We start from the raw sequence: 24,368 nt of genomic DNA, 5'->3' as shown, positions 1-24,368 counted from the left end.
GGCTATAAGTGGTATTTGATGTTAAATTAGAAAAATTATCAGGTCACAATAAGTCTGGTGTAATTGGTAGGATATATAAGGTAGAAGGAGATATTATTAAAGTAGGAGAAGAACTTTTTGATATAGAAGCTAAAAAAGGAAATATCACAGTTACATCGGACGTGGAAGGTAAAGTTGTAAAGATAAAAGTAGCGCAAGGTGACAAGGTTTCAATAGGCGATGTGCTATTTACAGTTGAAGGAGAAAAATCTAGTAGTAAAGCAGATACTAATAAAGGGGATGCTAATAAGAAACAAGGATTCAACTATATGGCTAATTTCTTAAAACCACAGAAAGAAACAATTGAGGCAGACATTGTTATTTTGGGTGGAGGCCCAGGAGGTTATGTTGCTGCTATTGAGGCGGCAAAGCAAGGTGCTAAAGTAGTACTTATAGAAAAAGAAAATTTAGGAGGAACTTGTCTTAACTGGGGTTGTATACCTACAAAGGCATTGGTACGTTCATCAGAAGTCTATGAGTTAGTAAAAAACTCTGAAGAGTATGGAATTTTCAAAAGTTCTCCAACCTTTGATTTTTCCAAGATAATGGAAAGAAAGAATAATGTAGTAAGCGAGTTAGTTGGAGGTATTGGTTATCTTCTATCAAAAAATAATATTACTGTATTTAGAGGTAATGGAGAAATAATAGATAAAAATATTGTTTTTGTAAGGGAAAAAAATAAGGAAATTACAATTAATACTAAAAACATAATAATTGCCACAGGATCTAAAGCATTTATTCCGCCAATAAAAGGAGTAGAGTCAAAAAATATATTAACAAGTAAAGACATGTTAAGTTTAAATGAGCTACCTAAAAAAATAGTTATTGTTGGTGGTGGTGTAATTGGAATGGAGTTTGCATTTATTTGTAATGCCTTAGATGCAGAGGTAAGTGTAGTAGAGTTTGCAGAGGATATTTTAATTGCCTTAGATGAAGATATTAGAAATGAAATTAGAGAAATAGCTGTGGAAAAAGGAATAAAGGTTTATACTAGCTCCAAGGTGGAGGAAATTATTGATACAGAAGAATGTAAGTCAATTGTAGTATTTGACAAAGAGGGTAAGAAGGGCTATATAACTGGAGATAAGGTTCTTATGTCGGTAGGAAGAATACCATTTTATGGCGATATAGATTTAGAAAAATTAGGTATTGATCTTAATGAAAGACCAAGAGGAATAAAGGTTAATAGCAAAATGCAAACAAGCGTAGATAATATCTATGCTATTGGAGACGTAACAAACATAATTCAATTAGCCCATGTTGCTTCTCATCAAGGTATAGTTGCTGTTGAAAATATACTAGGCAAGGATGTAGAGGCTGATTATTCTACTGTACCAAGTGCAATATTTACAAATCCTGAAATTGCATCTGTTGGTATTACCGAAAAAGTTGCAAAGGAAAAGGGTATATCGGTAAATATAGGAAACTTCCCATTTGGGGCTAATGGTAAAGCTCTTACCTTAGGGGAAAGAAGAGGATTTGTAAAAGTAATTACCGAAGAAGCTACAGGTATAATAATAGGAGGATCTATCATTGGACCACATGCAACCGATCTTATACATGAAATTGCAGTTGCTATTAAAAACAAACTAACTGTAGAACAAGTAGTTGATACCATTCATGCCCATCCTACAACTGCTGAGGCTGTTCATGAAGCTCTATTGGCAACTACACCAAAGGGAGCAATACATTTCGCAGAATAAAGTAAACTTTGATGATTTATCAAAGATTTTGAGAATACTAGATGTTGGATAAAAATATTAGAAGAGAAATTTTTTCCTTCTAATATTTTTTGCTTTTAATAAAGTTAAAGTTAATAACTACAAAGACAAAGCATCATAAAAATGCTATAATATTGAAGAAAAAAGAGAAGGTGATAAAGTGTCAGATGTTGTAGGAAAGGGTTGTGAATCTCTAATACCCATTGGGGATAGAAAACCACTCAAGGAAATAGAAAGAAGTATTATTACTAAATATAGAAAAGATATATGGTCAAAATTTATTAAAGCTATAAAAGAATTTAATCTAATAGAGGATGGGGATAAGATTGGGATTGCAATATCTGGGGGTAAGGATAGTCTGCTGTTAGCCAAACTTTTTCAGGAACTAAAAAAACATGGTAAGGATAATTTTGAAGTAGAATATATTGCTATGGACCCAGGATACCATGAAAGTATTAAAAACCTTCTTTTAGATAATTGTAATCATTTAAATATTCCAGTCAATGTTTTTGAATCAGGAATTTTTAAAATAGCAGAGAAAATGGCAAAAGATTATCCGTGTTTTATGTGTGCCAAAATGAGAAGAGGAGCTTTATATAAAAAAGCCCAAGAACTTGGATGTAACAAGCTTGCTCTAGGACATCATTTTAATGATGTTATTGAAACAACTATGCTAAACCTACTATATACAGGAAACTTTAAGACAATGCTTCCAAAGCTAAAAGCTACGAATTTTGAAAAGATGGAGTTAATTCGTCCACTTTATTACGTTGAAGAGCAGATGATTATTGACTATACAGAAACTAATGGTATTTGGCCACTAAACTGTGCATGTATGGTGGCGGCTAAAAAAATAGGAAGTAAAAGGCATGAAGTAAAAGAGCTAATTAATAACCTAAAGAATAACTTTGAAAATATAGATAAATCTATTTTTAAAGCAGCACAAAACGTTAATATGGATTGTATTTTAGGCTGGCAGAAAGATGGAGAACAATACTCATATTTGGATTTTTATAACATAGAATAGTTTGAGATGGACTTATTGTTTATTTAAGAAGATTGGTAATCTAAAATAAAAAACTCCCTTTAAGAAAAAAGGGAGTTTTAAAAATTAAAATATAATATGTGCTATTAATACAACTATAGGCAGGGTAACTAATGTACGCTGAATAAATATAATAGCTAAGTCTTTAATAGAAACTGGAATTTTAGAACCTAGTATTAATCCCCCTACCTCAGACATATAAATCAGCTGAGTTACAGATACACATGCTACAACAAAACGTGTAAGTTCACTTGCAATTTTACTTGCAATAACAGATGGTAGGAACATATCTGCAAATCCAACTACTAAGGTTTGGGCAGCTAAATCTGCTTCAGGCACTCTTAATAGTTTTAGTAGTGGAATAAATGGAACTCCTAGCCATTGAAAAACTGGTGTAAACTCAGCAATTATAAGTGCTAATGTTCCAAAGGCCATAACTATAGGCGTTACTCCTAACCACATATCTAATACATTTTTAATTCCACTTTTGAAAAACTCTCTTATGCTGCTATTTTTATTTGCTTGTTCTATAGCTTGTTTAAATCCCCATGTTAACGAAGTGTACCCCTTAGGAATCTGTTCAGAACTACCTTGATTATTATCAACTAAATAGGTATCTGACTTTCGTGAAAGAGGTGGTATACGCGGAATGATAATTGCAGCTACAACTCCAGCTAATGACACTGTTAAATAAAAAGGAACAAAAAGATAAGCTAAATTTACTTGTGCTATAATAATAAGACTGAATGTTATTGATACTGCTGAAAATGTAGTTGCTATTACGGCAGCTTCTCTTTCTGTATAATGTCCGTCTTCATATTGTTTACTAGTTAAAAGTACGCCAATGCTTCCATCTCCAAGCCAAGAAGTAATACAGTCTATAGATGATCGCCCAGGCAATTTGAAAATTGGACGCATTATTTTAGTTAATAAGGACCCAAAAAACTCTAATAAGCCGAAATTTAAAAGTAAGGGTAAAAGCAGTCCCGCAAAAAGAAATATAGAAAATAATATTGGAAGTAAATCATATAAAAGTAATCCCCCAGTAGCATCAGACCATATCCAGTCTGGCCCTATCTGGAATAGTGTTGAAATTGCAAATACCATACCTAAAATTCTTGACACAAACCACAGTGGTGTTACATTAAACAAAGTATTCAAAAAAGAACTTTTCTTAATAAAGGATGGTTGAAACAATTTGGTAATAACACTGCCAATTACAGTTATAGATATTAAAACAGTAGTAATTGTTGGTAAAGCATCAGATAAAATATTAAGAATAAATCCAGAAAATAAAGCGATAGGAATTGTAATTTCCCCATTGTAAGCAATAGGAATCATAAATAGAACAGAACCTATTAAAGAGGGAATAATAAAACGTAATATACTTGCTGTAGAATAATTTCCATGTTTACTGTTGCCCATGAAATCTCTCCTCTCCTTTATTGCATTTAAATTTTTTCCAATAGTATAGATATTAATACATTTTGTATAAAAATGCAACATAATGTATTAATAAAACTATTAAATTTTCTTAGTATTTTATATATTATATAGGAATATATAATTAAATTTGTTAACTTTTATTTGGAAATATTTTATTAGATGTATCTGTTTTAATTATAGCCTATATTGATTATAATTAAGACAGGTTAATTATAATTGGTAAATATACCGATGAGGTGAAATATGTTTAATTTAAATGAAGAAAATATATATGATATGAGTGCAGAATCTATTACCTATAGAAAGGGTAGGGGTTATTTTGCTGAAAGAAGAGTAAAATCATTAACTTTTAATCAAGAGAACCTCAGGTTTTCAGCTATAGTACAGGGCACTAGAAAATATAATGTAAAGATAGGCTTTATACCTGATGGGGATGTTAAACATACGACATGCTCCTGTCCTGCCTATAATAAATATTGGGGAATATGCAAACATATTGTAGCTGTCCTTTTAACAATTATGCAAAAGGATAGAGAGGGACAATTTAGTAAAGTTACCGAAACGCAGCATATAAAAAACATTTTAAGTTTTTATCGAAATAAACAGCATAGTGATTTTATATCATTAAATATGGAAATAACATTTGAACTAAAGATAAGTCGTCACAATAAGCGCATTACGGGAAGTTTCATTAGTTTAAAAGTAGGAGAAAGTAGAACCTATGTTGTTCGTAATATTAAAGGATTTATAGAGTGTCTATATAATAAAAATAAGATTGAATTTGGGAAAAATTTCATCTTTGACCCTAACATTCATTCATTTAGTAGTGATGATCAAAAAATAATCGATCTTATAGCTGAAATATATGAACACGAAAAAACTTTTGAAGAGGATTTTTATAAAGATAGCTCACAATCTATTTTTAATGGCAAATATATAAAGTTACCTGAGATAACTTTAAAGAGATTTTTAAATATTATAAAAGATGGTGATTTTATCTCTAAAGGTAGATTCAATGCCATTATTTTAGAAGAAGCTTATGATAATATTGTTATTAATGAGAAGGACATACCTTTTAGATTCCAATTAGACAAAGATAAAGAAAATATTGTTTTAAAAGTGGAACATGATGGTCTTATTATTCCTATAACCTCTGATGGAGATTATTTTTTCTCTAATGGTCAAATATGTAAGATATCTAAATATCAGAAAGAAAACCTTTTACCATTCTATAGTATCTTAACTAAGTATAAGGGGAGTAATATTGTAATTGAGAAGGAAATGCAGGAAAGCTTTTTCTCCGAAGTATATCCAATTATAAAATGTATAGGTAAAGTGGAAATTGAAAGAAAACTTGAAGAAGCTATTTACTCTCCAGAACTGAAAATTGAGACATATTTTGATAGAGCAGGGCGCAAAGTAACTGCAGATGTAAGTTTTATATATGACCAAATTAAGATTAATCCATTTAAAGTATCGAGAAAAAATAATATTGAAAAAGATAAGGTTCTTATAAGGGATTTAGAAAATGAAAGAAAAGTAATAAGCTTTCTTGAAAACAGCAATTTTAAAATTAAAAATAGAGAAGTTTACTTAGAAGATGAAGAAGATATTTTTAAATTAGTTTATGAAAGATTAAAGCATTTGCAAGGTATATCAGAAGTATACTATTCTGACTCATTTAAGATGATGGAGGCTAGAAATTCACCAAGCTTTAAAGGTGGAATAAGGTTAAATAAAGATGAAGGTTTTTTAGAGTTTAACTTTGAAATAGACGAAGTAGACGATAAAGAGCTTAATGGACTTTTAAAATCTTTAAGGCAAAGGAAAAAATATTATCGTTTAAAAGATGGGTCCTTTATACCACTAGACAATGAACATCTAATTAGCTTAGATAAAATGATGTTAGAGTTAGATTTAGATAATTCAAATTTGAGAGGGAAAACTATAGAAATCCCTAAATATAGAGGATTATATATAGACGAGCTATTAAGAGAGAAAAATCTTAGTTTTATTAAGAAGAATAAAAACTTTAAAAATTTTGTTGAAGATATTAGGAAATACAAGGAAGTAGAATACAATATTCCTGAAGGATTAAATGGAACCTTAAGAGATTATCAAAAACTTGGTTTTAAATGGCTAAAAACCTTAAGTCACTATGGATTAGGTGGAATACTAGCAGATGATATGGGACTTGGAAAAACCTTTCAAGTATTGGCTTATTTAGTGTCTGAAAAAATGGAATGCAAGGGAGGTACAGCTTTAGTTGTAGCCCCTACCTCCTTAGTATATAACTGGTTAGCAGAGATAGAAAAGTTTGCACCCTCCCTAAAGGCTGTAGTAGTTGTAGGAAATAAAGAAGAAAGAAGGCAAATAATTGAAAAGACAAATGAATATGATGTTATAATTACCTCCTACCCTTTAATTAGAAGAGATGTTGATTTATATGAAAATTTATCTTTTGAGTGGTGTATTTTAGATGAAGCGCAACATATTAAAAACCCAAGTTCTCAAAATGCAAGATCCGTAAAGTCTATTAAGGCTAGTCATAGATTTGCTTTAACTGGGACACCTATTGAGAACTCTTTAACAGAGCTATGGTCTATTGTTGATTTCATAATGCCGGGGTATCTATTATCCTACAACAAATTTCAAAATAAATATGAAAAAATGATTGTTAAAGAAGAGAATAAAGATGTATTAAAGAGTCTTAGAAATCAGATATCTCCTTTTGTGCTAAGGCGTTTAAAAAAACATGTATTAAATGAGTTGCCTGAGAAAATAGAAAATCTAGTATTTGCAGAGCTTAGTCCAGAACAAAAAAAATTATATGTAGCATATTTAAAAGAGATACAAGGTGAAATTGAAGAAGAGATAAAAGAAAATGGGTTTGAAAGAAGTCAAATTAAAATTTTAGCCGCTTTAACAAGACTAAGACAAATTTGCTGTCATCCGGCATTGTTTTTCGAAAATTATAAGGGCACAAGCGGCAAATTTGAACTTCTACAGGAAATTATAGAAAATTCTATAGAGGGAAATCATCGTATTTTGTTATTTTCTCAATTTACCAGTATGCTTGCTATGATAAAAGATATGTTAGAAAAGCTTAAAGTTTCATATTATTATTTAGATGGATCAACTCCAATAGAGGAAAGAGGTAATATGGTAAATGACTTTAATAATGGCAACACAGATGTTTTCTTGATATCTTTAAAAGCGGGTGGAACTGGTCTAAATTTAACTGGAGCAGATATGGTCATTCATTTTGACCCATGGTGGAATCCGGCTGTAGAGGAACAGGCAACAGATAGGGCTTATAGAATAGGCCAGAGAAATGTTGTTCATGTTATGAAGCTAATTACAAAGGGGACTATAGAAGAAAAGATATTAAAACTTCAAGATAAAAAAAGAGAGTTAATTGATGGAGTTATACAATCTGGTGAAACATTATTATCTAAAATTAGTAAAGATGAACTTATGGAACTTCTTTTTACTGTGTAAGATCTATGGCAACTATGAACCAAGTTTCACTCAAGATTGCTTCTTTTATTAATTTATTCCATCAAAAAGAAGATAATAAAAATATTACTATAATAGTTTTAGATAATAGAACAGGTGCTATGACAGGTGGACAACACAATGGTAGTTCTGGACTCTAAATACAATGCTGTAGTAATTGAAAATAGTAAAAGATTTTATTCTACAATAGTGCGCAAGAGAAAAGTGAATATCCAGAAGAAGATATAGAGAACTTGAAATCTAAATATGGAAGCCTTTAATCTAGGATATGACTATAAAATGTAGATATTGCATAAACAAGCGACAAACTATTATGTCGCTTGTTTACATCAAAAAATTATATTTCAATACACAAAAAAGAATATTTTGTGTATTATTAATATAGAGATGAAATAAGCTTTTATTAATTACATTTTAACCTTAGAGGGGGAAAAGATTATGCAAAAACGTTTGTATCTTTCTAAAACTGATAAAAAAATTGAAGGTGTATGTGGTGGGATAGCTGAGTATTTTGAAATAGATTCCACTATTGTTAGACTACTTTGGCTAGTTGCTGTATTCGCATTTGGTACAGGAATATTGCTCTATATTATTGCAGCAATAATGATACCAAAACGGGAAAATGTTGAAGGAACCGTAAACTTAAATAAGGATTCTGATGGTGTCTATAAACAGACAAACAAAACATTTAACAAAGATTTTGATGAAGAAAAAAATAAAAAATTCTTGGGCTATGCGCTTATTATAATTGGGGCTATACTATTTAGTAAAAGATTTTCATTTTTTAGTTGGTTAAGCTTTAAGTTTTTATTTCCACTTTTACTAATTGGAGCTGGAGTATTTGTATTAGGCCAGAATATTAGAAAATAAATAAACCCTTGAAGTAACATCCCATTATTGAAAGAGGTGAAAGTATGAATAGTAGAAACTTAATTAATGGTCTTATTTTAATTGCAATAGGCATTTTATTTCTTTTAGTAAATCTAGGTTATATTAGTTTTGCTGTATTATTTAGCATTTTTGATCTATGGCCATTAATACTTATTGTAGTAGGAATCAATATTTTATTTAAGAAAAAGCCTATTATTTCATTCATAACATGGACACTATTCTTTATAATTCTAATTTTCCATGGCGCTTTTTATGAAGGAAGAAATATTGTGGGAATTAGCACTAGACATAATGCCAATTTCATAAAACCTGCAGAAACCTTATATGGAGAGCTTAGTTTAGATATAGGAGCTGCTAAAGTTAATATAGGATCAGATGAAAGAAATCTTTTAAGTTTTAGTTCACAAGGTGCTGAGTTAGATTATAGAGATACGTACAGAAATAATAAAGAAATTGCGGTTTTTAGTTTCGAAAATAAACACCATAATGTAGTTAATTTCAATAACAAAGGTAGCCGATATGATTTTAATTTGAATAAGGATATAATATGGGATTTAGATATTAACTTAGGCGCTATTTCTGGAAAACTTAATCTGGAGGATATACCAGTCAGATCGGTTAATGTAAATGCAGGAGCGGGAAATTTAGATATTATTTTAGGAAGTAAGCACAATAAGTCAAATATTGAAATTGATTCGGGCGCATCTAAGTTGACTATAGTGATTCCCAAGGATGCAGGAATAAAATTGAAGCTAGATAGCCCACTAAGCAAAACTAATGTAAATGACTTAAACTTAACTAAGTCAGGAGATTATTATATATCATCTAACTATGATGAAGCTAGTACAAAGTTAGAATTTGATATTGATATTGGTGTTGGTAAAATAGATTTTAAAATTAAAGAGTAATATTTAAAAGACTGGTTAATAAATCAGTCTTTTTGCATATGTTATAAAGAACATATAAATTTAACAAAAAAGTTAATTTTAGGAGGATTTTATTGATTTGATGTAGAAGAGTAAAGTATAGAGAGCATGAAGTAACAATATAGTTTTAAACAAGGAGTGATAAAATTGTTAAGACTATTTCAGATATGTTTTTATACAGGAGTATTATTTACTATTGTTTCTTTTTTAATGGGACAATTGTTTGATTTTTTAAATTTCGATGGTGATTTAGACATGGATGGTGATATGTGGGGATTATCGGTATCGCCTTTAAAGCCGATTATTATGATGTCATTTATTACGACTTTAGGTGGTGTAGGAATTATTACTATAGATAAAGGATTTAATGCTTTAACATCTTTTATTATTGCTTTACCAGTTGCTTTAATGGTTTCAGTTGTTTTACATAAATTTGTAGTAACTCCACTATATAAGGCACAAAATACAAGCGCTATTTCTCAGGAAGAATTAATAGGGCATGTAGCAAAAACTAGGATGAATATTATTGGAGATAGTTTTGGAAGTATCACATATGTAGCTAATGGCAACACCTATTCTTCTCCTGCTAAATCTATAGACGGTATAGATATTTACCAAGGTGAAGAAGTTAAAATTGTTAATATTGAAAGAAATATTTTTTATGTTGCTAGACTGTAGCCATTAATCTGCATGGTGTTAATGCTGTATTTTAAATTAATTTATTTATTAAAGGAAGGAGGAGAGATACTACTAATTTATAAAACAATAAACATTAAAGGAGGATATTTTATGGAGATATTTTTTGTTCCGATTGCTATTGTAGGAGTCATTCTTTTGCTTATATTGAGCATATTGCTAATGTGGAGAAAAGTTCCACAGGATAAGGCTGTAGTAATTACTGGCCTTAAAAAACGTGTAATTTCAGGGGGAGGGGGCTTTATAGTTCCATTATTAGAAAGAACTGATATTATTTCTCTGGAAAACATGAAGATAGAAGTAAGAACTGATGGTGCTTTAACAGAACAAGGAGTGGATATAAAAGCCGACGGAGTTGCTGTATTAAAGGTTAAATCAGATATGGAATCAATCCTTTCTGCTGTAGAGCAGTTTAATACAGGGGCTGAGAAAACAACTATTGATTTTATTAAAGATACAGCAAAGGATGTACTGGAAGGAAAGCTGCGTGAAATTATTTCTAAAATGTCTGTTGAAGAAATATATAGAGACAGAGAGAAGTTTGCTTCGCAGGTTCAAGAAGTTGCGGCATTAGATTTAGCAGATATGGGACTAGAGATTAAGGCTTTTACAATTAGAGATATTAAAGATGACAATGGATACTTAGTTGCATTAGGTAAGAGCAGAATTGCTGAAGTAAAAAGAGATGCTGAAATTGCTGAAGCAGAAGCTAGTAAAGAAACTAAGGTTAAGACAGCGGAAGCTAATAGGCAAGGGGAACAAGCGAGATTAGTTGCAGAGACCCAAATTGCTGAAGCTTCTAAAGAAAAAGAACTAAAGGTTCAATCCTATAGAAAAGACCAAGAAACAGAAAAAGCTAAGGCAGACCTTGCTTATGAAATCGAAGCAAGTAAAGTGCAACAAGAAGTCGAAAAGGAAAAAATGCAAGTTCAAATTGTTAGAAAGCAAAAAGAAATTGAACTTGCAGAACAAGAGGCTCTAAGACGCGAAAGAGAGCTTGAAGCTACAATTAAAAAGCAATCTGATGCGGAAAAATATAGTGCCCAAAAGAGAGCTGAAGCAGAAAGATATAGAGAAATACAAGATGCTGAGGCATCAGCAGAAGCTATCCGTTTAAGAGGTAAAGCTACAGCAGAAGCTAGAAGAGAAGAAGGTATGGCAGAAGTTGAAATTATTAGAGAAAAAGGTAAGGCGGAAGCCGAAGCTATGATGAAAAAAGCAGAGGCATTTAAGCAATATAACGATGCAGCTATTACTCAAATGATTATAGAAAAGCTCCCTGAAATTGCTAAAGCAGTTGCGGAACCATTATCTAAAACTGAGAAGATTGTTATTGTTGATTCAGGTAACGGTGGTGGTAAAGGTGCTGCAAAGGTATCTGGCTACGTTACAGATATTATGGCATCGTTACCAGAAACAGTTAATGCATTAACAGGAGTAGATCTATCCCAAGTTTTAAAGGGGAAGGACCTAGGGACATTTAATTTATCATCTAAAGACCAAACTATAGATCAAAATAATAATATAACAGGATAAAGTTAATAAGGATTATAGTAATTTAAGTAAAAGGAGCGATTTTATGATCACTCCTTTTATTTACTATTGTATATTAAATAAAAAGTATAATTACTCTTTACATAAGCAATATTTTGTTGTATAATCGTACAGGTAGGGCACTAGACCTATAAAAACTAAAACTATGCTGATGTGGCTCAGGGGTAGAGCACTTCCTTGGTAAGGAAGAGGTCGGCGGTTCGATTCCGCTCATCAGCTCCATAGAAACATTATAAAATACCACTTCTAGAAGGATCTAGGGGTGGTGTTTTTTTATGATTTTGTAAAACTTCTACCATTTTTCTACCGTCAGTTTTTAAAAACTTTATTTTCTACCATTAAGTTTTAAAATATTAAATAGAAAACATAGTAGCCATTTTTTCAGCTGCAGATTTTTGTAGAGAAGGTAAGAGGTGGCTGTAAGTATCAAGAGTGATACTGATAGAGGAATGTCCAAGTCTTTCTTGAACAACTTTAGGATGTACACCTGATTTTAATAATATTGAAGCATGGGTATGTCTTAAATCGTGGAATCTTATTTTGGGAAGATTGGCACTTGCTAGTATCTTAGCAAATGCCTTAGGAATATAATCGGGTCTAAATGGTCTACCATCTTCCCATGTACATACAAAATTACTATCGTGATATGAACTTCCGTAAAGCATTTTATAAGACATCTTTTGCTTTTTTACATTTTTAAGGACTTCTACCACATTGGTAGAGATATCTACAGCCCTTCTACCAGTAGCTGTTTTAGTTTCTTTTAAAAGACTTTCGTTATTAGCCATAACAAGGTTATTTTCTAAATGAATGACACCAGTATAGAAGTCAATATTTTCCCATTGTAGACCTAATATTTCTCCTCTACGTAATCCACAAAGTAGGGCTAGTACAATTACAGGATATAAAACATGATCCTTTGATTCATCTAAAAGTATTTGAATTTCATCTTGATTTAGAATCATCATTTTATTTTTTATATTCCTAGGTGGTGTAATAGCATCGCATGGATTATATAGTATTAATTGCCATTTAACAGCTTGATTTATAGCAGCATTAAGTACTCTATAATAAGATAATACGGTACTAGGTGTAACATCACTATTATTTAACTTATTTACAAGTTGCTGAATATGAATTGGTTTAATTTGTTGAAGCTTCATATTACCTAAAATTTCTGAAATCTTATTAGCTGCATAAGTATATTTATCATAAGTCGTTGGTGCTACATTAGGTTTAGCATAATCTTGTAGCCATAACTGCATATAATCCCTTAGAGTAATATTATTAGTATCGACAAAGGTGTTAGTATTTAGTTGTTGTAATACCTCAGGTAGTTTTTTCTCAGCTTCCTTTTCAGAATTGAAACCACTTAACCACTTTCTTTTTCTCTTACCATCTTCATCTTTTGTCTCAACTATGATATACCACTTATTGCCCTTTTTCACGATTGAGCCACGCATTTAATTACCTCCTCTTAGATTTTTAAAATAGTATATAAATGGCAAATGTATGTTCGATCGCTTGAGTCAAATAAAAACGACAAATAATATAAAGGTCGTTAGCTGTATGTAAAAATATTTAATTTAAGTATATGAAAAATCAGTATATCCGTTAAACGATTGCTTTCTTTCGTTGTATGTTGAAATATAATACTCAGAAATAAATTTATCTTGATAACCTAAGTTATGTAGTCGAAATATCATAGCCTCCCAAGAAACATTAAAAAAACTTTTTAGCGCCCCAATGTGAGGGGAGTCAAAATATATAGGTTTTCCATTAAGAAAGAAATAATCTTCAAAAGCATATTGAGGCATTAGATATTCACTTACAAATATATCTACTTCTTGGTCTAAAAGCTCTAAGGTTTCATCATCTAAGCTGCTATAAGAAAAATCATCATGGTGGCCTAGAACAATATGAGCTAATTCGTGAGCATATGTCCAAGTATTTCTGCCTTCCATGATGTTCGTATTTACATAAACCTTATATTCCCCTGTAACTTCTTTTACACAAAAGCCTTCTTCCTCATCGTCCTCATATTTATATAATGTCGAATACTCTTTCAAATGTTTCTTCACTGGCATTGGAATTTGAGGGTATCCCTTTTCCTTAAGAAAGCTTCGTGCCCTTTCTATGGCAAACTCTTTTCTAGGTAAAATGAAAAATATATCCTTCATAGCCTCCCCCTTTATAATCTCTATTCTTCATCTTCATCTATAACTGCAGCCTCAATAATTCTAGCAATACGTTTTTTATCTTGATCACTTAGTTTTCTTTTATTGCGTCTTAGAATACTAATGATTTCAGGATAGTCTTCTAAGATCTGATCATGATATTGTTGATTTGGAACCTCAGTTAAACCTAGTAAATAATCTGTGGTGACATTAAAATAGTCTGCTAACTTTTTTATCATTTTATAATCTGGCTTACGTGTATTAGATTCATACATGGATAATGTTGAATTTCCTACATCTAAAATTTTAGCTAGTTCTAATTGAGATAATCCTCGGTCTTCCCTTAGTAGTTTAATTTTATCTCCTAACAAGTGTTATCACCACCTCACAAAAAAATTGTTGCTGTGAAATTTACTATTTGTAATCATTATAACATAGTTTTCACTAATTGTAAACATATTTATTCACAAAAAACAAAAAAACTTATTTACTTTTTCAAAGTGTGAATATATACTAAAGAAAATAACTATTGACAAAATATTATTTATTTATTCAATATTCACGAAAAGTAAAACAAAAGGGGGATTTACGTATGAAAAGTTTGCAAAATTACAGAACTGAAAAAGGATATACCCAAGCTTATATGGCAAAAAAGTTAGGGGTATCAATTGCGGCCTATAATCTTTATGAAAATGGAGGAAGGAAGATTCCTAGAAAAGCAGCCTTTAAAATTATGGAGATTTTAGAGATTGAAAATATAGAGGAAATTTTTTTACCTTCTAGCTTCACATTGAGTGAAAATACAAAATAAAATTTACATATTGAATAAAAATCTTTGGGAGGGAGGTAAATGGATGACCTTATTTATAACTACTGTGCATTATGTGAGGCCATTTTTTCACCGGAAGAAATACTACCAGAAGTTGTTTTAAGAAAGTATGGTCTACTTGAGCTGACCGATAAACAGTTAAGAAGGCTAGAGGCTATGGAGATGAAACGACTTCATGAAGAAAAGATGACCTTAAATGAGATTGGAAAGCGATTCAATATGAGTGATAGTGGAGTCTACAGGAGAATTAAGAAAGTAAAGGAAGTTGGAGAATGATAGTATTTTGTAGCTATAGTTCCTGTTTATTTAATAAAAATGAAGTTTGTAAAAAAACTACATTGCAAATTGATTTAAAAGGGAAATGTGTATTTTTAAAGATAGGAGGCGAAAAGCAATATGGAACCGGCTGCCTATGTAATTCTAAATGAGGTTATGAAAGAAATTAAAGAAGTAAAACGTGGACTTGAAGAGATATTAGAAAGACCTGTAGATATGCAAGTATCTACTGATGATGAAGGAGTTTTTACATCAAAAGAGGCTGCAGCATATCTAGGAATTGGTCTAAATTCTTTTTACGAACTTTGTAATGCCAAAGAATTTCCATCATTTAAAGTAGGTTCAAAGATTATTGTGCCTAAAAGAAAATTGAAAGAATGGATTGAAAAACAAGCTAATAAAAAGGGGTGTAAGTAGTATGTTAAAAAACGAAGAAATGGAAAACAAAGAACTAGATTTAAAAGGAATGATTAAAGCTGTTAGAAATATGGCCGAAATAAAACAGATGATGTTTGAATATGGGATTTATGATGTTGAAAGATCTGATAAAAATTCAGGAGCACATGTTCGAAAAATACTATTGGAACAATTAGCAGATAAAGTGGAAGGGAGTATTTCATTTATTCCAAGAAATTGCGACACCTATCTATATGAAGGAAGAATCAGCATCGATAATGTAAGGTTTTATGCTCTTTATACTATGGATGAATTAATTTTATATGCACAAAAAAGAAGAGATTGAAATATTTGGAGGTTGTGAAATGGATCAGGGATGGATTAGTTTATATAGAAAAATTATTCATCATCCATTATACAAAGAGAAAAGGTGTTTTTCAAAATTTGAAGCATGGATCGACTTATTATTAATGGTTAATCACAGAGATAATTCTTTTATGATGGGGAATGAAATGATGGAGGTGAAGAGAGGTAGTAAAATCACCTCCATCAAGTACCTTTCTGAGAAATGGGAATGGTCCAGAAAAAAGGTTAAAAATTTTTTAGATATGCTTCAAAATGATGGAATGATTACCTATAAAAGCACATCAAAATATACCTATATAAGCATTGAAAATTACACGAAATATCAAGGTGTTAATAGGGAAGAAGAACATGAAAAGAACATCAAAAGCACATCAAAAGAACATCGACGGAACACAAACAATAATGATAATAATGTAAATAATGAAGATAAAAATAATACTCTTGAGTATTCGATTGAATTTGAAGAATTTTGGAAGGTATATCCTAAAAAAGTGGAAAAACAAAAGGCTTTTAAATGTTATCAAAAATTGCTGAAGGAAGGATATACTTCACTTCAACTTTTAAAAGCAGCTAGTTTATATGCACAACAGATTAAAAAAGAAAATACTGATATGAAGTATATTAAGCATTGCAGTACTTTTTTAGGTCCAAATAAACCATTTATTGAATATTTAGAAGGTGGTGAAAATCATAGAAGCACTGATGAAAAAAATAGAAAAAAGACTCAATATGATAAAAGTAAATGGCTTTACAACGGATGAAGAAAAATGTTATTATTGCCCTATTTGTAAGGATTTGGAATATATTATTGAGAGAAATAAAGCTAGAGATTGTAAATGCAGGGAAGCTAAAAATTATCAAAGAATATTAGCACGTTCTGGGATATCTAAGGTGTTTCAGCAAAAGAGCTTTTCTAGTTTTAATGTGAAAGGTAAACCTAAGGTGGTTATAGCAGCAAAAGAAATGGCAGAGAATTATGTGAAGAATTTTCATGACATAAAGAAAGACAATCATCATAGTATAGCTTTTTTAGGCCAGGTTGGATCTGGTAAAACACATCTTAGTATTGCAATAGCTAACTATCTTATGAAAGCAAATGTTGGAGTTTTATATATGCAATATAGAGAAGCAATGACAGGTTTAAAGCAAAATATTATGGACGAAGTATATTATCAAAATGAAATTGCTAAATACAAAACTGCAACGGTACTATTAATTGACGACCTCTACAAAGGGAAAATTTCGCCAACAGACCACAATATTATGTTTGAAATTATAAACTACAGATATTTAAAAGGTGCTCCAGTAATTATATCTAGTGAGTACAAGGTAGAAGAATTATTATCATTTGATGAAGCTATAGGAAGTAGATTAATAGAAATTTGTAGAGGTAGGATTATTGAGTTTGAAGGAATGAATCTTAACCATAGATTAGCATTATAGAACGGGATATGTTAGATGAATAAAGTAACTCTTGTGGGGCGGTTAACTAGGAATGTTGAATTAAAATATATACAGTCTGGTAAAGTAATATGACGATTTACTCTAGCAGTTAATAGAGGATATAACAAAGAATTAGTAGACTTTATTCCTGTAATAGTATGGGACAAGTTAGGAGAGCATTGTGCAAATTTTATAGGTAAAGGAAGACTAGTAGCAGATGAGGTAAGATTTTTAGATTGGAGTAATACTAGTGCAGATAATAATTCCAGTAGTACTTTTAATTTAGGTGATTTTTCTATATTAGAGGATGATGAGGATGTTCCTTTTCTCTAAAATAAATAAGCACAAATATTACAAAGGGAGGATTGATGAATAATGAAGAAGCATGATTTTCCCATGAAGGAGGAGTTTCGAAAAACAATAATGAGGTTGAAAATGGAAAAGGCTATGAAAAAAGAAGGCATTTATTTAGGATATTTAAAGGAGCAGAGGATGAGGAAAAAACCTCGAAGATTTAAAAATGAAAGTTATAAGCCTGATCCTTTAAAGAAATATTGATAGGGGGAGAGGGGATGTATAAAAAACTAAATATGCCTTTACTATATACGGTGAACCTATGGGGAACGGTAGACATAGAATAACTAAAGAGGGAATAGTGTATACTCCCTCTAAAACAATTAATTATGAGAATTTAGCAAAATACAGTTTTATTGAAAGTACTAAAACAAATAATTCTTTACTTGAAGGGCCTCTACATATGGAAATTAAAGCATATTTAAAAATACCTAAGTCGGCTACAAGAAAGCAAAATCAACAGATGATAGAGGAACTTATAAGACCTACAAAAAGGCCTGATGTAGATAATATTTAAAAGATAATTGCTGATAGCCTAAATTTTCTAGTATGTCACAATGATAAACAGATCGTATCATGTAATGTTGAAAAATGGTATGGTGAAGTACCTAGGGTTGAGGTAGTAATTTCAGAGAGATAATTTAGTGTTAAAGAACCAAAATAAATGTATTTAAAATATAATGAATGCAATTATAGAAATTACACATATATTCATTAGCCTAATTTGTTGTGATAGTTGAATATTAAATATATTAAATTTATTAATGAGACTTTGTACCTATAAGAAATAGAACCACTTAAGTTAAGAAATTATAATATATAAAAATAACTGGCACAACAAGTTAACTTGTATAGGATTAGTCAGTATAAAATTGCAATAATTCATTAAAAGTAATATTTAAACCACACAGTTGAAGTCTATCCTTTCTAAGATAATAGAGTTTTTCAAGTATGCTTTTATTTTCTTCAATTGGAGCAAAGTGGAGTTTTTTATGACAAACAATGCACAAGGCTACAATATTGGCATTAACGTCTAAACTTTTTTCAAATTGACCTTGATATTTCATAGGTATTAAGTGATGGGCTTCAACATAATTTTTATCATTATATTTCGAAGTGAAAAAATTATGTGTTTTATCATTTTCACATTTATAATTAGTCTTTTTAATAGACTGACTTGCAATAGTAGGATTTCTATTCCAAATTTTATTATTGTATGAAGAAATGAAACTTGGTTTATCTTGTGGAACGTCAATGATTGAAAAATCTGTATTATTATCTGCTGTTAATCTATTAACTTCTTGAATGTACTTATGTTTACTTTTAATCAACTCATATTTGAAGCTCTTATCTTCAGATACAAATTTTTTAAATTCTATGTAGTAAGCTAAAGCTCTACTATACATCTTATTTCCCTTAATATTCTTTTCCTTATACTTTTCAATAGAAAAATATTTATTTTTTAATATTTCTATCTCATTTGAATTATCTATTTCATACAGATTAAAATTTATTATATTAGATTGTTCTAATTCTTTAGATATTGTATTGATAGCAGCTGTATATTTATCTATACTACTTTGTGAAAGAGTAGTATTATTTTTTAACCAGCATATAAAATGTTGTTGATTTTTCATTGTTACCTCCTATAACGTGATTTCTTATGATACTTATTTTAAATAAATTTATGCAGTTTTAAAAGTACTGCGATTAAACCTCATTGATAATAACAATTATTTTGCATCTTAATAGACAGTTAATATATATAAACTCCTTTACTTAAAAGAATAACTTTTAATTTTGATTTTACTTCATTATCAATATTAACATCTAACTCTATAAGATGATACCCAGCTCTTATAGTTTTCCAATTAACAGGCCTATTAGGAATATCCATAGTACTGATTATATTAGCGAAATCATTCACTTTTTCATTGGTTAAATTAAATTGTAGATCGTACACCATTGACCTTATTCGTCGTTCATTATTAGAGAATTTAATTGTTTTAACAATTATTATACACAATAATATAAAGGCAGTAGATAGAAATATTAAGTTTGTGATTAATAAAAACGTGCGAACATAATACATATAATTTACTCCTTTTTCCTTTTAAGATATATTTAGATTAAATATGATAAATTCCTTCATTTTGAAAAAAGTTTTTTACGAGACTGGAACAGGCTGTAGCTGCTATAAAGATAGACTGCCAGAGGCTACAGTCTGTGGGAAGGAGCGATGGAGGAAGTAGAACATATAGTTTAAAGTACAGAAACTATTGCTAATACAGATAAAGGGCCCAAAAGAACAATCTTCCGTATGAATGAAATAATAAAAATATGTAGACAGAGCTAAGGCTATGGTTACATATTTTTTTATGGAATGAAATAGGAAGTTTGTTGACCCCATAGTAAAACTACAAAGAACTACCCTAGCAAAAGCCCTAGAGTAATACCCAAGTAAAGGTCCTAAAGAGGCCACTTATGGACGTATGGTAATAACGTGGCCATGACCCTATAGAAAAAGGCCACAAAGAAGCAACCTATGAACGTAGGTAATAGCGTTGTAGGAGCGTAAGCAAAAAACTATAAAGATTTACTATAATAAAAGACCCTATAGATAGACCATGTAATGCATGTGGGTGGCCTCTACAAAACCTTCCCTAAATGGCTGTCCATCATATCCGCAATGTAGGAGGGATGCCTGACATCCCTACATATTGGACCACAGAGATAGACAGTAAACCTAAAGACCCTAAAGATAGACCCTAACCTTTCCCAACTATTCACTAAATGTCGATTTCAGGAAAGCGAAGCGATAGTTGCTGACCTACAAAGACTAGCTTTATAGGAGCAACTATTTCTGAAATTATGTACATTTAGGGAAAGTGGAGTAGTGGTAGTTTGCTTAGGAGATCGACCGTAAAAAAACTATCTCTACGGAACGGTAGTTGGGAAAGGGCTACAGAGACGGACTAGTTTAGCCTCTCGGTCTGCCATTATAAAGATAGACCCTAAGTAGGCAGTCGGAGAGGCGTTACCCGGAAGATAGACCCAGTGACTGGAATAATCTTTTTCAGATTTATAGTATTACTTTCATGTAAAAGTCTATGGAAGGAACTGAGAATTAATTACCTTGGAGTTAGACCGAGTGACTGGAACAATCTGGTTTGACCCTAGAGGATCACAACACAGAACACAGTCTGTAGAGGGAGCGATAGCAATAAGTTATATAATAAAGAAATCTTTTGAAAAGAAACTTTATATAATATTATTTTTATAGACTTAAATTATGTGGAGCTTTAACCACAAAATATAAGGTATATATTGATAGTATAAAACAAATATAATACGAATAAACAGAACTGATGTTTGAAAAAAAAGGTTTAAAAATCAAAATCTACATGTTATAATAATTTAAGTATAATTATATAAGAAGGTGGTATTTTGAGCAAGAAAAATTGGGGTGGATCGAGAGATGGGGCAGGACGAACAGCTTTAAGTCCAGTAGAAAAGAAAAAAGGAGCAAAAATATACATAAGTGATAATGTTAAATTTGATATATTAAAATATGGAAAAGGTAACAGTTTTTCAGAGAAAACGGTTGAGCTAGCAGTATCGGAAATATGCAGTAGAAAAAACAATAGTAAATTTAAGGATAAATAAAGTTTATAAAATAGAAAGTAAGGTGGTGTAAAATTGAAATATTCAGTTTTAGATTTGTTTGCTGGTTGTGGAGGCTTTGGGTATGGATTTAAAACAACTGGTGATTTTCAAATAAATTTAGCTAATGATATTTGGAAGCCAGCTCAAGCAACCTATGTACATAACAATCCACAGGTTCCATTTATATTAGATGATATTAAAAATTTAAGAGAGGATATATTCTCAGAATATTTTCCTAATGGAGTAGATGTAATTATTGGCGGTCCACCATGTCAAGGATTTTCAATGTGTGGAGCAAGAGATATAAATGATGAAAGAAATGATTTGTTTTATGAATATGCTAGGATTGTAAGTTATACTAGACCGTATATATTTATAATGGAGAACGTTAAAGGACTTCTTTCAATGAGGAATAAAAAAGGTATTCCTGTAATTGAAGCTATTATAGATGAGTTTGATAAACTAGGATATAATATACGATATACAATATTAAATTCAAAATATTATAATGTACCACAATCACGAGAAAGAGTTATTGTAGTCGGAACGAGAAATGACTTGCCAGATAATTATGAATATCCCAAGCCACAGCTATTAGAGAATGAAGTGTTTACTGTAGGTGAAGCTTTAGAAGGCATTCCTAACTGTGATTCTTTGAATGGTGAGTTGTACTTAGATAACTATAAAATAGGTAAATATATAGAATCCGTAATGGGAAGTGGTAAAATTTACAATCATGAAGTACCTACACATAACAATGTAGTAGAGCAAAGGATGGCATTTGTACCTCAGGGTGGAAATTGGCAAGATATACCTGAGCAACATAGAGCGGGAGGTATACATAGTAATGCATATAGAAGATTAAATGTGAATATGCCAAGTGTAACGATAAAACATGCATATAAATCTATGATTATACATCCAGAATATAATAGATGCCTAAGTATAAGAGAAGTAGCCAGAATTCAATCCTTTAATGATGATTATATTTTTAAAAATACTAAAACGTCACAATATCAACAGTTAGCAAATGCTGTTCCACCTAATATGGCAAAAGCACTGGCTATGTCCGTACATAAGTATTTGACAACTAATAAATTATCGCCCATAAATATTAAAAATGACACTAGCAGCACTTATATAAATAAGACCTCAAATAGTTCTATTCAATTAGATTTATTTAATACTGGAACTAATTAAAGATTAGGAGCGATAAAATGAGTTATAGAATTATAGATTTATTCGCAGGGATGGGTGGATTTAGAATAGCATTTGAAAATCAGGGATGTGAATGTGTATTTAGTTCAGAAATTGATAAGTATGCTCGTGAAACATATAAAGAAAATTTTGGAGAATACCCATCAGGTGATATTACTAAAATTTCATCAGATGAGATCCCCGATTTTGATATCTTATGTGCAGGTTTTCCTTGCCAACCATTTTCTATAGGTGGGCTAAGACTAGGGTTTGAGGATTCAAGAGGTACACTTTTCTTTGAAGTTGCTAGAATTATTAAAGAAAAAAGACCAAGCTGTTTTATTCTAGAAAATGTAAAAGGACTTGTTAACCATGACAGTGGCAATACACTTAAAACTATTGAAAGCATATTAGATGAAATAGGTTATAATTTTAGTTATAAGATATTAAATGCTTTAGATTACGGAATTCCCCAAAATAGAGAGAGATGGTATTGTATAGGTTTTAAAAAAGAATTAGAAATCTCATTTAATGAATCTTCAAGGGAATGTAGTAGAGTATTTAATTTTCCTAAAACTAGAGAACTAAAGTTTTTCGTAGAAGACATAATTGAAGAAAATGTTATAGGTTATGATTGCACTGCAAAGGCAACTGAAAACATTAATATTCATCTACCGGTGTTTGTGGAGAAGAATGGTAAAATTCAGGATAGAGTAATCATTGCCAATGAGATTAGACCATCTAGATGTTCTTTTAAGAATAATGGCACAATACCATGTTTTACGGCAAAGATGGGCACAGGAGGCAATAATGTACCTGTTATTGTTGATTATAATAGAAAACTAACAGAGCGTGAATGTTTAAGATTAATGGGGTTTCCTGAAAGTTATAAAATTAAACCTAACTCTCATCAATCATATAAGCAAATTGGAAATAGCGTAGTTGTGCCTATAATAGAAGAACTAGCGAATAGAATGATAGAATTATTAAAAAAGGTGGAGTAATCCACCTTTTTATGGTTTAAGTACTATTGTAAAATCTCCTTTACTTCTCCCAGAGCCAGTTGTAACAGTGAAATTAAAGGGTTCATTTGTAGTAAAACATCCATCCTTATATAGAAAATGAGCAGGGTAAGGTTCGTCAAAAATATAACTGCCTTTAAAAACTATATCTAGTTTCTTAGGATCATTTACAATGATACTTTTTATTGTAGTATTGGATATATTCTTTATAGTTTTAAAGATTTTTAATTTATCATCTAAACTAAGTTTATCTGAGTCTATCATTTCTATATTAGGAATCGAAGAGAAGCAATGTTTAAATTCAGCCCATGTTGTATTCCAGCCTGCTAACACAGAGTCGTTTTTAATAAGTTCATTTTTGTTATTACAATAGATTGATGCCCCAGCACCTAATACATAACTTCCAATAATTTCATTAAAACTATGAGGTACTAATTTAAGAATTTGAAATTTCTTTGAGTCAGGTCTTTTAATTGATATTCCTGAATATAAACAAGGAATCAAATTAAATTCTTCAATATCGCTTTCAGTTAAATAATAGTTTTTATTAGCTAAAATTTGGCTGGGAATTTGTCCATGTACTAAATAAGCATCAGCTTTAGGTAATACTTCTACTTTGCTTAATTTTGAATATACATGGCTTATAACTCTAACTATATAATAATTACTAATATCATCCTTAAGATTTAAATTATTATATAATAATTGCCAAATTGGATTACTTTGTATTTTATTTGAATTACAGTATTTAACGAATTGTATTTCAGCTTCTGTGCCTTCATAAGTACCTTTATTTCTCACGTTA

The 24,368-nt window shown here is 30.6% G+C and carries 26 protein-coding genes, 1 tRNA gene and 1 pseudogene; 21 read left to right on the top strand and 7 right to left on the bottom strand.

Features of this window, described 5'->3' with window-relative positions:
• Positions 1-8 precede the first annotated feature (8 nt).
• Both lpdA and HYG84_RS16255 read left to right on the top strand, forming a co-directional pair.
• Positions 9-1,742, top strand: a complete 1,734-nt coding sequence (gene lpdA / locus HYG84_RS16260; RefSeq protein ID WP_212379066.1) for a dihydrolipoyl dehydrogenase — start codon at positions 9-11, stop codon at positions 1,740-1,742.
• A 178-nt stretch (positions 1,743-1,920) separates the two neighbouring features.
• Positions 1,921-2,787, top strand: coding sequence for a tRNA 2-thiocytidine biosynthesis TtcA family protein (locus HYG84_RS16255; RefSeq protein WP_212379064.1), 867 nt, complete (start codon positions 1,921-1,923; stop codon positions 2,785-2,787).
• Between the two features lie 84 nt (positions 2,788-2,871).
• On the opposite strand, the gene HYG84_RS16250 is transcribed toward HYG84_RS16255, so the two are convergent.
• Complete coding sequence (locus HYG84_RS16250; protein WP_212379062.1) at positions 2,872-4,230, bottom strand: YjiH family protein; 1,359 nt, start codon at positions 4,228-4,230, stop codon at positions 2,872-2,874.
• Positions 4,231-4,494: 264 nt separating this feature from the next.
• Between HYG84_RS16250 and HYG84_RS16245 the strand changes: the two genes are divergently transcribed.
• The 7 genes from HYG84_RS16245 (at position 4,495) to HYG84_RS16215 (ending at position 12,059) form a co-directional block, all read left to right on the top strand.
• On the top strand, positions 4,495-7,752 hold the full coding sequence (locus HYG84_RS16245) for a DEAD/DEAH box helicase (protein WP_212379060.1): 3,258 nt from the start codon (positions 4,495-4,497) through the stop codon (positions 7,750-7,752).
• Between the two features lie 5 nt (positions 7,753-7,757).
• Positions 7,758-7,910: a hypothetical protein gene (locus HYG84_RS16240; RefSeq protein WP_212382390.1), complete on the top strand. Its 153-nt coding sequence runs from the start codon at positions 7,758-7,760 to the stop codon at positions 7,908-7,910.
• A 298-nt stretch (positions 7,911-8,208) separates the two neighbouring features.
• Positions 8,209-8,640 carry a PspC domain-containing protein gene (locus HYG84_RS16235; RefSeq protein ID WP_212379058.1) on the top strand — a complete coding sequence of 144 codons (432 nt, stop codon included), beginning with the start codon at positions 8,209-8,211 and terminating at the stop codon, positions 8,638-8,640.
• A gap of 44 nt (positions 8,641-8,684) precedes the next feature.
• The gene (locus tag HYG84_RS16230) at positions 8,685-9,569 is read left to right on the top strand and encodes a LiaI-LiaF-like domain-containing protein (RefSeq protein WP_212379056.1); all 885 of its coding nucleotides are present in this window, start codon (positions 8,685-8,687) and stop codon (positions 9,567-9,569) included.
• A gap of 165 nt (positions 9,570-9,734) precedes the next feature.
• Positions 9,735-10,265, top strand: a complete 531-nt coding sequence (locus HYG84_RS16225) for a hypothetical protein (RefSeq protein WP_212379054.1) — start codon at positions 9,735-9,737, stop codon at positions 10,263-10,265.
• 111 nt (positions 10,266-10,376) lie between these two features.
• Complete coding sequence (locus HYG84_RS16220) at positions 10,377-11,819, top strand: flotillin family protein (protein WP_212379052.1); 1,443 nt, start codon at positions 10,377-10,379, stop codon at positions 11,817-11,819.
• 165 nt (positions 11,820-11,984) lie between these two features.
• A tRNA-Thr gene (locus tag HYG84_RS16215) sits at positions 11,985-12,059 on the top strand.
• Between the two features lie 131 nt (positions 12,060-12,190).
• On the opposite strand, the gene HYG84_RS16210 is transcribed toward HYG84_RS16215, so the two are convergent.
• The 3 genes from HYG84_RS16210 to HYG84_RS16200 form a co-directional block, all read right to left on the bottom strand.
• Positions 12,191-13,300 (bottom strand): site-specific integrase, encoded by a 1,110-nt coding sequence (locus HYG84_RS16210; RefSeq protein WP_212379050.1) that lies wholly within the window; start codon positions 13,298-13,300, stop codon positions 12,191-12,193.
• A 123-nt stretch (positions 13,301-13,423) separates the two neighbouring features.
• Positions 13,424-14,017 (bottom strand): ImmA/IrrE family metallo-endopeptidase, encoded by a 594-nt coding sequence (locus HYG84_RS16205; protein WP_212379048.1) that lies wholly within the window; start codon positions 14,015-14,017, stop codon positions 13,424-13,426.
• A 20-nt stretch (positions 14,018-14,037) separates the two neighbouring features.
• A complete protein-coding gene (locus HYG84_RS16200; protein WP_212379046.1) occupies positions 14,038-14,385 on the bottom strand; it encodes a helix-turn-helix domain-containing protein in 348 nt (115 codons plus the stop codon).
• Positions 14,386-14,606: 221 nt separating this feature from the next.
• On the opposite strand from HYG84_RS16200, the gene HYG84_RS16195 reads away from it, so the two are divergent.
• From HYG84_RS16195 to HYG84_RS16150, 9 genes and pseudogenes are all read left to right on the top strand, one after another.
• Positions 14,607-14,825, top strand: a complete 219-nt coding sequence (locus tag HYG84_RS16195) for a helix-turn-helix domain-containing protein (RefSeq protein WP_212379044.1) — start codon at positions 14,607-14,609, stop codon at positions 14,823-14,825.
• Positions 14,826-14,864: 39 nt separating this feature from the next.
• Complete coding sequence (locus HYG84_RS16190) at positions 14,865-15,119, top strand: HTH domain-containing protein (protein WP_212379042.1); 255 nt, start codon at positions 14,865-14,867, stop codon at positions 15,117-15,119.
• Positions 15,120-15,239: 120 nt separating this feature from the next.
• Positions 15,240-15,536, top strand: a complete 297-nt coding sequence (locus HYG84_RS16185; protein WP_212379040.1) for a helix-turn-helix domain-containing protein — start codon at positions 15,240-15,242, stop codon at positions 15,534-15,536.
• Position 15,537: 1 nt separating this feature from the next.
• Complete coding sequence (locus HYG84_RS16180) at positions 15,538-15,861, top strand: hypothetical protein (protein WP_212379037.1); 324 nt, start codon at positions 15,538-15,540, stop codon at positions 15,859-15,861.
• 19 nt (positions 15,862-15,880) lie between these two features.
• A complete protein-coding gene (locus HYG84_RS16175; RefSeq protein ID WP_212379035.1) occupies positions 15,881-16,642 on the top strand; it encodes a hypothetical protein in 762 nt (253 codons plus the stop codon).
• The gene (locus HYG84_RS16170) at positions 16,611-17,324 is read left to right on the top strand and encodes an ATP-binding protein (protein ID WP_249168660.1); all 714 of its coding nucleotides are present in this window, start codon (positions 16,611-16,613) and stop codon (positions 17,322-17,324) included. The genes HYG84_RS16175 and HYG84_RS16170 overlap by 32 nt, the downstream gene beginning before the upstream one ends.
• Positions 17,325-17,339: 15 nt before the next feature.
• Entirely contained in the window at positions 17,340-17,417 is a 78-nt protein-coding gene (locus HYG84_RS20910; protein ID WP_212382342.1) for a single-stranded DNA-binding protein, read from the top strand.
• A 282-nt stretch (positions 17,418-17,699) separates the two neighbouring features.
• On the top strand, positions 17,700-17,882 hold the full coding sequence (locus HYG84_RS16155) for a hypothetical protein (RefSeq protein WP_212379031.1): 183 nt from the start codon (positions 17,700-17,702) through the stop codon (positions 17,880-17,882).
• Between the two features lie 58 nt (positions 17,883-17,940).
• Positions 17,941-18,318 (top strand): annotated as a pseudogene (locus tag HYG84_RS16150) (RusA family crossover junction endodeoxyribonuclease).
• Positions 18,319-18,535: 217 nt separating this feature from the next.
• Here the strand turns inward: HYG84_RS16150 and HYG84_RS16140 are convergent.
• A complete protein-coding gene (locus HYG84_RS16140; protein WP_212379027.1) occupies positions 18,536-19,315 on the bottom strand; it encodes an HNH endonuclease in 780 nt (259 codons plus the stop codon).
• Positions 19,316-19,434: 119 nt separating this feature from the next.
• The gene (locus HYG84_RS16135) at positions 19,435-19,770 is read right to left on the bottom strand and encodes a hypothetical protein (protein ID WP_212379025.1); all 336 of its coding nucleotides are present in this window, start codon (positions 19,768-19,770) and stop codon (positions 19,435-19,437) included.
• A 1,355-nt stretch (positions 19,771-21,125) separates the two neighbouring features.
• Here HYG84_RS16135 and HYG84_RS16130 point away from each other — a divergent pair.
• The 3 genes from HYG84_RS16130 to HYG84_RS16120 are packed head-to-tail and all read left to right on the top strand — an operon-like array spanning position 21,126 to position 23,545.
• Positions 21,126-21,344 carry a hypothetical protein gene (locus HYG84_RS16130; protein ID WP_212379023.1) on the top strand — a complete coding sequence of 73 codons (219 nt, stop codon included), beginning with the start codon at positions 21,126-21,128 and terminating at the stop codon, positions 21,342-21,344.
• A gap of 33 nt (positions 21,345-21,377) precedes the next feature.
• Complete coding sequence (locus HYG84_RS16125) at positions 21,378-22,544, top strand: DNA cytosine methyltransferase (RefSeq protein WP_212379021.1); 1,167 nt, start codon at positions 21,378-21,380, stop codon at positions 22,542-22,544.
• A 17-nt stretch (positions 22,545-22,561) separates the two neighbouring features.
• On the top strand, positions 22,562-23,545 hold the full coding sequence (locus HYG84_RS16120) for a DNA cytosine methyltransferase (protein WP_212379019.1): 984 nt from the start codon (positions 22,562-22,564) through the stop codon (positions 23,543-23,545).
• 9 nt (positions 23,546-23,554) lie between these two features.
• Here HYG84_RS16120 and HYG84_RS16115 read toward each other — a convergent pair whose 3' ends face one another.
• Positions 23,555-24,364, bottom strand: a complete 810-nt coding sequence (locus HYG84_RS16115; protein ID WP_212379017.1) for a hypothetical protein — start codon at positions 24,362-24,364, stop codon at positions 23,555-23,557.
• Positions 24,365-24,368: the final 4 nt, after the last annotated feature.

The organism is Alkaliphilus sp. B6464 (genome assembly GCF_018141165.1).
In the GTDB taxonomy this organism is placed as follows: domain Bacteria; phylum Bacillota; class Clostridia; order Peptostreptococcales; family Natronincolaceae; genus Alkaliphilus_B.
This window is presented reverse-complemented; position numbering and strand designations above follow the sequence as displayed.

Bases quoted from the DNA above. Each gene is read 5' to 3' on its own strand.
- HYG84_RS16185 (WP_212379040.1), top strand. From the start codon at position 15,240: ATGGAACCGGCTGCCTATGTAATTCTAAATGAGGTTATGAAAGAAATT.
- HYG84_RS16240 (WP_212382390.1), top strand. From the start codon at position 7,758: ATGGCAACTATGAACCAAGTTTCACTCAAGATTGCTTCTTTTATTAAT.
- HYG84_RS16235 (WP_212379058.1), top strand. From the start codon at position 8,209: ATGCAAAAACGTTTGTATCTTTCTAAAACTGATAAAAAAATTGAAGGT.
- HYG84_RS16245 (WP_212379060.1), top strand. From the start codon at position 4,495: ATGTTTAATTTAAATGAAGAAAATATATATGATATGAGTGCAGAATCT.
- HYG84_RS16170 (WP_249168660.1), top strand. From the start codon at position 16,611: ATGATAAAAGTAAATGGCTTTACAACGGATGAAGAAAAATGTTATTAT.
- HYG84_RS16140 (WP_212379027.1), bottom strand. From the start codon at position 19,315: ATGAAAAATCAACAACATTTTATATGCTGGTTAAAAAATAATACTACT.
- HYG84_RS16190 (WP_212379042.1), top strand. From the start codon at position 14,865: ATGGATGACCTTATTTATAACTACTGTGCATTATGTGAGGCCATTTTT.
- HYG84_RS16155 (WP_212379031.1), top strand. From the start codon at position 17,700: ATGAAGAAGCATGATTTTCCCATGAAGGAGGAGTTTCGAAAAACAATA.
- HYG84_RS16205 (WP_212379048.1), bottom strand. From the start codon at position 14,017: ATGAAGGATATATTTTTCATTTTACCTAGAAAAGAGTTTGCCATAGAA.
- HYG84_RS16180 (WP_212379037.1), top strand. From the start codon at position 15,538: ATGTTAAAAAACGAAGAAATGGAAAACAAAGAACTAGATTTAAAAGGA.
- HYG84_RS16220 (WP_212379052.1), top strand. From the start codon at position 10,377: ATGGAGATATTTTTTGTTCCGATTGCTATTGTAGGAGTCATTCTTTTG.
- HYG84_RS20910 (WP_212382342.1), top strand. From the start codon at position 17,340: ATGAATAAAGTAACTCTTGTGGGGCGGTTAACTAGGAATGTTGAATTA.
- HYG84_RS16230 (WP_212379056.1), top strand. From the start codon at position 8,685: ATGAATAGTAGAAACTTAATTAATGGTCTTATTTTAATTGCAATAGGC.
- HYG84_RS16250 (WP_212379062.1), bottom strand. From the start codon at position 4,230: ATGGGCAACAGTAAACATGGAAATTATTCTACAGCAAGTATATTACGT.
- HYG84_RS16175 (WP_212379035.1), top strand. From the start codon at position 15,881: ATGGATCAGGGATGGATTAGTTTATATAGAAAAATTATTCATCATCCA.
- HYG84_RS16210 (WP_212379050.1), bottom strand. From the start codon at position 13,300: ATGCGTGGCTCAATCGTGAAAAAGGGCAATAAGTGGTATATCATAGTT.
- HYG84_RS16135 (WP_212379025.1), bottom strand. From the start codon at position 19,770: ATGTATTATGTTCGCACGTTTTTATTAATCACAAACTTAATATTTCTA.
- HYG84_RS16195 (WP_212379044.1), top strand. From the start codon at position 14,607: ATGAAAAGTTTGCAAAATTACAGAACTGAAAAAGGATATACCCAAGCT.
- HYG84_RS16120 (WP_212379019.1), top strand. From the start codon at position 22,562: ATGAGTTATAGAATTATAGATTTATTCGCAGGGATGGGTGGATTTAGA.